This window comes from Caballeronia arationis (genome assembly GCF_001544975.2).
Classification (GTDB): domain Bacteria; phylum Pseudomonadota; class Gammaproteobacteria; order Burkholderiales; family Burkholderiaceae; genus Caballeronia; species Caballeronia arationis.
In genome coordinates, this window is record NZ_FCOG02000008.1 from 147,640 (window position 1) to 154,274 (window position 6,635).

Sequence of the window (6,635 nt, forward strand, 5' to 3'; positions counted from 1 at the left end):
TTGACGCCTCGTTCGATCGGCCGAAAGCGCGAATTGCCTATTGCGCCTTCGATGCCTCTTTCGCGAGACTTGCGAGCCATGCCTCGTCGGCACGGCTCAACATCTTGTTCCTGCGCGCCCGCGCGATCAGATCGGGGCGCTTTTCCAGCGTGTTCTTCAGCGACTCGCGCCGCCGCCACGCCTCGATTTCCTTGTGATGGCCGCCGAGCAGCACATCCGGTACGCGCATGCCTTCGTATTCTTCTGGCCGCGTGTAATGCGGACAATCGAGCAGCACATCGACGAAACTGTCCTGCACCGCCGACTGCGAGTCGTTCAGCACGCCCGGAAGCTGCCGCACGACTGCGTCCATCAGCGCCATCGCCGGCAGTTCGCCGCCGGACAGCACGAAGTCGCCGAGACTGACTTCCTCGTCGACGACTCGCTCGATCAGGCGCTGGTCGATCGCTTCGTAACGCCCGCACAGCAACACGAGCCCGGGCTCCTGCGCGAACCGCATTACGCGATCGTGATCGAGCGTCGCGCCTTGCGGCGACATCATCACCACCCGCGTAGTCGCGACGCCCTGTTCTGCCTGCGCGGCTTTCGCTGCGGCGATCGCGTCTTCGAGCGGCCGCGCCAGCATGACCATGCCCGGACCGCCGCCATACGGACGATCGTCGACGGTCCGATAGTTGTCGGTGGTGAAATCGCGCGGATTCCACGTGCGCAGACCGAACCGTTCCTGCTTCACCGCCCGGCTGGTGATTCCCCAGTCGGTCAGCGCGCGAAACATTTCGGGGAAGAGCGTCACGACATCGAACTGCATCGCTCTCTCCCCTTGCTGTTCATGACAGATTTAATAGTCGGCGTCCCAGTCGACGACGATTTTCTTCGCCGCCTGATCTACCGTTTTGACGTACACACCGACGAACGGAATCAGCCGTTCGCCGTTGACCGGCTTGCCGTCTTTCGAGGTAGCCGGATACTCGATGCGCATGATGGAATGCGCGCCGTTGTCGATCATGTCGGCGACGCGGCCCAGAGCCACGCCCGCCTCGTTCTCGACATCCAGGCCGATCAGGTCGACCCAGTAGAATTCGTCTTTGTCAGCAAGCTGCGGGAAGTCTCCACGCGGTATATGCACCGTATGGCCGCGCAGTGCAAGCGCCGCGTCGCGGTCATCGCAGCCGGAAAGCCGCGCGACGATGGTATCGCTATGCACCTTCGACTGCATGCACCGCGCCGACGTCAGGTCGCGACCCTTCACGAGCCACCAGCGTTTCGCCGAAAGCATCGCGTCTCCGCCGTGCCCCGCGTTTGCGTGCGGCACCACTTTGACCCAGCCCTTCAGGCCGTAAGCATCGACGATTGCACCGACTTCGATCGCATCGTCCGGCAGGGTTTCGACCGGCTCGATGGCGGCGGATTGCGCATTTTGCGCATCCTCGCCAGAAGCGTCAGCGGCCACGCGACGTGCGCCCGGCTTGCGGACGAACGCACCGAACGTGGCAACATCTTTTTGCTCGGGCTTTGCTTCCGGACGCACATCATGCGCCTGACCGGAACCCGAATCACGCGCGGACATCGACGACCTCTCGAGCAAACTTCAACCGAACCTCGGCAGCGAATATCGACCGGACGATGCGCGCCGGTTGGCGGCATACGTCACCGTCGACTTTCACTCAGGCAGCCGGTTGAGCTTGTTGCGATTGCTTGACCAGACGCTCGACGGTCGGCGACAGTTGCGCGCCAACGCCTTGCCAGTAAGTCAGGCGGTCTTGCGCGATGCGAAGCGCTTCGCCCTTGGTGGCGACCGGGTTGTAGAAACCTACGCGCTCGATGAAGCGGCCGTCACGGCGGCTACGCGAATCGGTTGCAACGATGTTGTAAAAGGGGCGCTTCTTCGAGCCGCCACGAGCCAAGCGGATGATGACCATGCTGAAATCCTTGAAAAACCGGGGTTCGGAACTACCAAAACACGCGATTATAGCGGGAAAGCGGAGCCTTAACAAACACTTAACCGGATAAATCGAGATGGCGCCAGCCGCAAGTGCCAGAGAAGCCGGCAAATTATCGTCTTCGGCGAACGCGGCCAGACATGAATTCTAGCGCGCCAGACCATCCTGGCGGCGGATCTCGGGGAGCCTGCTTGGCGGCGAGCCTGTACGGGGGCGTAGAATGCGGCGTCGGGCGCGCGGCAGGTCTGCGCGCCTTCGCCTCAGGTCCACCGCTTTCACCCATCGCCGATGAATCCCTCGTCTTCCGCTACCAAACCGCCCACCTCCAGCACGTCCAACCGGCCCACCGAACGCTTCCGCTCGAAAACGCTGACCGCCGCCCTCGCCTTTCTGCTGGGCAGCATCGGCGCGCATCGCTTCTATCTATATGGAATGCGCGACAAGTTCGGCTGGGCGCATATCGTTGGCATCGTGCTCGGCGCGTTCGGCTATATGTTGCTGGCCTCGACGGAGCGCGCGTCGCTGCTCGGCTGGGTGCTCGTCTTCCCCGGCGCCGTCTCGCTGCTTGCCGCGTTTCTCTCCGCGATCGTCTACGGTCTGCGCCCCGACGCGAGATGGGACGCGCAGTTCAACGCGAACACGGGCCGGCACAGCCGCTCGGGCTGGACGGTGATCTTCGTCGTGATGTTTTCGCTGCTGATCGGCGCATTTCTCCTGATGACGGGGCTCGCGCTGACGTTTCAGACCTATTTCGAAGGCCAGGTGCAAGCAGCGAAGGCCCTTTCGCAGTAACGCCGGCTCAGAAAAGCTTCAACTGGACGCTATCGGCCGCCTTGCCGCGCGCGCTCGACGCGTCCGGCCGGTGGAACCCCGACATGTCGAGAATCCCGCGCTGCCGCGCGTTCAGGCCGAGGCGCTTCGTCGCTTTCTGGAATCGCTGTTTCAGCATGTCGGCCCATAGTCCTTCGCCTTTCATCCGCGTCGCGAAACTGGAGTCGTAGTCCTTGCCGCCACGCATGTCGCGCACACGGCTCATCACACGATCCGCGCGATCCGGAAAATGCGCCGCCAGCCAATCCTTGAAAAGCGGCGCGACCTCCCACGGCAGACGCAGCACGATATAGCTCGCGCTCGTCGCACCCGCCTCGGCGCAAGCCTCCAGCACACGCTCCATATCCGGCTCCGTCACGAACGGAATCACGGGCGCGATGCTGACGCCCACCGGAATGCCCGCCTCGCTCAACGTGCGAATCGTGCGCAGTCGCCGCGACGGCGTTGCCGCGCGCGGCTCCAGCGTGCGCGCGATATCGGCATCGAGCGTCGTCACGGTGATGGCTGCCATCACTTGTCCGCGTTGGGCCATCGGCGCGAGCAGGTCGATGTCGCGCTCGATTAGCGAAGACTTCGTGATCGCCGCGAACGGATGCCCGCGCTCATGAAGAATTTCGATCACCCGGCGCGTGAGACGCAAATCGCGCTCGACGGGTTGATACGCGTCGGTATTCACGCCGAGCGCGATCGGTTCCGGCTCATAAGACGGCTTCGACAACTCCCGTTCGAGCAGTTCGCCCGCGTTGACCTTGGCATAAATGCGGCTCTCGAAGTCGAGACCGGGCGAAAGCCCCAGGTAACTGTGCGTCGGCCGGGCGAAACAGTAGATGCAGCCGTGCTCGCAGCCGCGATACGGATTTAGCGAAACGGAAAACGGGATATCCGGCGACGAGTTGCGCGTAAGGATGCTCTTCGCGCGCTCTTCGAAAACCTGCGTGCGCAGAACGGGCGAGCCGCTGCCATCTTCTGCATCGGTGTGCAGCCAGCCATCGTCGATGCGCTCGCGCTCGTCTCTCTCGTAGCGCCCCTGCAGATTGGTGACCGCGCCCCGCCCCTTGAGCGGCGCCGGCGGCGCGACTGGGAATTCGAGGTCGTCGGGGGGATCGTCGGGAGACATTGCGGCTGGCCATGAAGCGTTGTGATACTGTATAAATATACAGTATCACGGACCAATCGCAAGCAGAATCAGACGTCGACGAGGATCGTCAGCGTCTCCTTGATCTCCTCCATCACCACGTAGCTTTTCGACTGCACTGCGCCCGGTAATTGCAGCAGGATGTCGCCGAGCAGTTTCCGGTAATCGGCCATTTCGCCGATGCGCGCCTTGATCAGATAGTCGAAATCGCCCGAGACGAGATGGCATTCGAGCACTTCGGGAATGCGCTGCACCTCGCGGCGAAATTGCTCGAACATGTTGCCGCTCTTGTGGTCGAGCGTGATCTCGACGAAAACCAGGAGCGCCGCGCCCAACTCGGCCGGATTCACGCGAGCGTAGTAGCCCGTGATCACGTTGTCGCGCTCCATGCGCTTGACGCGCTCGATGCACGGCGTCACCGACAGTCCAACGCGCTCCGCGAGGTCCTTCATCGCCATGCGGCCGTCCTGCTGGAGCAGGTTGAGGATCTTGTGATCGAGCTTGTCGAGCGTGCGAACTGGATTTCGCTGAGTTCTCATGTGTTTTTACTGAAAATCGAGCAAATACAATAACAAAAACTAGAGTTTGATCAATAGTATAGGCGATAACACTAGACCAACCGTCAATCCTGGCTTCGATTCCTCTTTCGAAAGCGCGCGAGTGACGACCATCGAAATCTCACGGAGAACTCATGCGAATCGTCATTCTGGGAAGCGGCGTCGTCGGCGTCACGAGCGCCTATTACCTCGCTCGCGCGGGCCACGAAGTCACGGTCATCGACCGCGAAGCCGGCCCCGCCCTCGAAACGAGTTTCGCCAATGCCGGCCAGATTTCGCCGGGATACGCATCGCCGTGGGCGGCACCAGGCGTGCCGCTCAAGGCCGTCAAGTGGATGTTCGAGAAGCACGCGCCGCTCGCCATCCGGCTCGACGGAACCGCGTTCCAGTTGCAGTGGATGTGGAAGATGCTGCAGAACTGTACGCAGGATCGCTACACGGTCAACAAGGGCCGCATGGTGCGCCTCGCTGAATACAGCCGCGACTGCCTGCAGGCCCTGCGCGCCGATACCGGCATCCAGTACGAAGGACGCACCGGCGGCACGTTGCAAGTGTTCCGCACCCAGCAGCAACTAGACGGCGCCGCGAAAGACATCGCCGTGCTGAAGGAAGCGAACGTGCCGTTCGAACTGCTGTCGCCTGCCGATCTGTTCAAGGCCGAGCCCGCGCTCGCCGCCGTGTCGCACAAGCTGACGGGCGGCCTGCGCCTGCCGAACGACGAAACCGGCGACTGCCAGAAGTTCACCACGCGCCTTGCCGCGATGGCCGAAGCGCTCGGCGTGAAGTTCCGCTACAACACGCCGGTCGACGCGCTCGCCATGGCGAACGGCCGCATTGCGGGCGTGCAGTGCGGCAGCGAACTCGTACGCGGTGATTCGTATGTCGTGGCGCTCGGCTCGTATTCGACGAAGCTGCTGGGCGACCTCGTGAAGATTCCTGTCTATCCGCTCAAGGGCTATTCGATCACCGCGCCGATCGTCAATACGAACGCCGCGCCCGTTTCGACTGTGCTCGACGAGACCTACAAGATCGCGATCACCCGTTTCGACGACCGGATTCGCGTCGGCGGGATGGCTGAAATCGTCGGTTATGAGAAATCGCTCAAGCAAGCGCGCCGCGAGACGCTCGAAATGTGCGTGAACGACCTGTTCCCCGGCGGCGGCGACACATCGAAGGCATCGTTCTGGACGGGCCTGCGCCCGATGACGCCGGACGGCACGCCTATCGTCGGACGGACGCCGGTGCCGAACCTGTTCCTCAACACGGGACACGGCACGCTCGGCTGGACGATGTCGTGCGGCTCGGGCCAGTTGCTCGCCGACCTGATGTCGGGCAAGCAGCCGGCGATCCAGTCGGATGACCTGTCGGTGCATCGCTACTTCGGCGACACGCGCGTGAACACGCGGCCGTCATACGCAGGGGCATGACGCGGCGCGTTCCCAGACGCGATGAAACTGAAACGGCGCCCGAGGGCGCCGTTTTTCGTTGACGTCGCGATGACCGTCAAAACTGATCTTCGTGCAATGCCAGAATCCCCTGCTCGCCGTTCGCGCTGACGATCGACGCTTCGATGCCCGGCGCAAGCGTCAGCACGTGTTCCGCAAAAAACTGCGCGGTCGCGATCTTAGCGCCGTAGAACGCTTCGTCCTCGCCGCGCTTCTCGCTCGCGACGAGCAATGCACGCGCCATCTGCCAGCCCGACAGCACAATGCCCGCGAGTTTCAGATACGGCACGCTGCTGGCGAACACGGCGTTCGGGTCGCTCTTCACCTTCGCGACGACGAACTCGACCGCCCGCGCAAGCGACAGGCTGCCCGCGCTCAGATGGCGATGCATCGATTTGAACGGCTGACCGTCGCGTTCCGCGAGCGCCGCGATGGTCTCGTCGACCTGCGCGAGCAATACCTGCGCGGTCGCGCCGCCGTCGCGAACCGTCTTGCGGCCGATCAGGTCGTTTGCCTGGATCGCGGTCGTGCCTTCGTAGATCGTCAGGATGCGCGCGTCGCGGTAATACTGCGCAGCGCCCGTTTCTTCGATGAAGCCCATGCCGCCATGCACCTGCACGCCGAGGCTCGCGACATCAATCGACATTTCCGTGCTCCAGCCCTTCACGATCGGAACCAGGAATTCGTAGATTGCCTGATGGTTCGCGCGTACCTTCTCGTCCGGATG

8 protein-coding genes are annotated in these 6,635 nt (G+C 62.7%); 2 read left to right on the forward strand and 6 right to left on the reverse strand.

Going from position 1 to position 6,635, the window contains the following annotated elements:
* Window positions 1-37: 37 nt before the first annotated feature.
* The 3 genes from trmD to rpsP all read right to left on the reverse strand — a co-directional run bounded on the left by trmD (window position 38) and on the right by rpsP (window position 1,919).
* The gene (gene trmD, locus AWB81_RS07280) at window positions 38-808 is read right to left on the reverse strand and encodes a tRNA (guanosine(37)-N1)-methyltransferase TrmD (protein ID WP_062633665.1); all 771 of its coding nucleotides are present in this window, start codon (window positions 806-808) and stop codon (window positions 38-40) included.
* Window positions 809-838: 30 nt separating this feature from the next.
* Complete coding sequence (rimM, locus tag AWB81_RS07285; protein WP_062633667.1) at window positions 839-1,567, reverse strand: ribosome maturation factor RimM; 729 nt, start codon at window positions 1,565-1,567, stop codon at window positions 839-841.
* Window positions 1,568-1,664: 97 nt separating this feature from the next.
* Window positions 1,665-1,919 (reverse strand): 30S ribosomal protein S16, encoded by a 255-nt coding sequence (gene rpsP, locus AWB81_RS07290; RefSeq protein ID WP_062633669.1) that lies wholly within the window; start codon window positions 1,917-1,919, stop codon window positions 1,665-1,667.
* Between the two features lie 309 nt (window positions 1,920-2,228).
* Here rpsP and AWB81_RS07295 point away from each other — a divergent pair, with 309 nt between their 5' ends.
* Window positions 2,229-2,732: a TM2 domain-containing protein gene (locus tag AWB81_RS07295; RefSeq protein ID WP_062633671.1), complete on the forward strand. Its 504-nt coding sequence runs from the start codon at window positions 2,229-2,231 to the stop codon at window positions 2,730-2,732.
* Window positions 2,733-2,739: 7 nt separating this feature from the next.
* Here the strand turns inward: AWB81_RS07295 and AWB81_RS07300 are convergent, their stop codons facing one another.
* The gene (locus AWB81_RS07300; protein WP_062633673.1) at window positions 2,740-3,888 is read right to left on the reverse strand and encodes a PA0069 family radical SAM protein; all 1,149 of its coding nucleotides are present in this window, start codon (window positions 3,886-3,888) and stop codon (window positions 2,740-2,742) included.
* Between the two features lie 68 nt (window positions 3,889-3,956).
* On the reverse strand, window positions 3,957-4,445 hold the full coding sequence (locus AWB81_RS07305; protein WP_062633675.1) for an Lrp/AsnC ligand binding domain-containing protein: 489 nt from the start codon (window positions 4,443-4,445) through the stop codon (window positions 3,957-3,959).
* 152 nt (window positions 4,446-4,597) lie between these two features.
* Here AWB81_RS07305 and AWB81_RS07310 point away from each other — a divergent pair, with 152 nt between their 5' ends.
* On the forward strand, window positions 4,598-5,890 hold the full coding sequence (locus AWB81_RS07310) for a D-amino acid dehydrogenase (protein ID WP_062633677.1): 1,293 nt from the start codon (window positions 4,598-4,600) through the stop codon (window positions 5,888-5,890).
* Window positions 5,891-5,966: 76 nt separating this feature from the next.
* Here AWB81_RS07310 and AWB81_RS07315 read toward each other — a convergent pair.
* Window positions 5,967-6,635: acyl-CoA dehydrogenase C-terminal domain-containing protein (locus AWB81_RS07315; RefSeq protein ID WP_144444087.1), on the reverse strand; the 669-nt coding region annotated here is incomplete at its 5' end.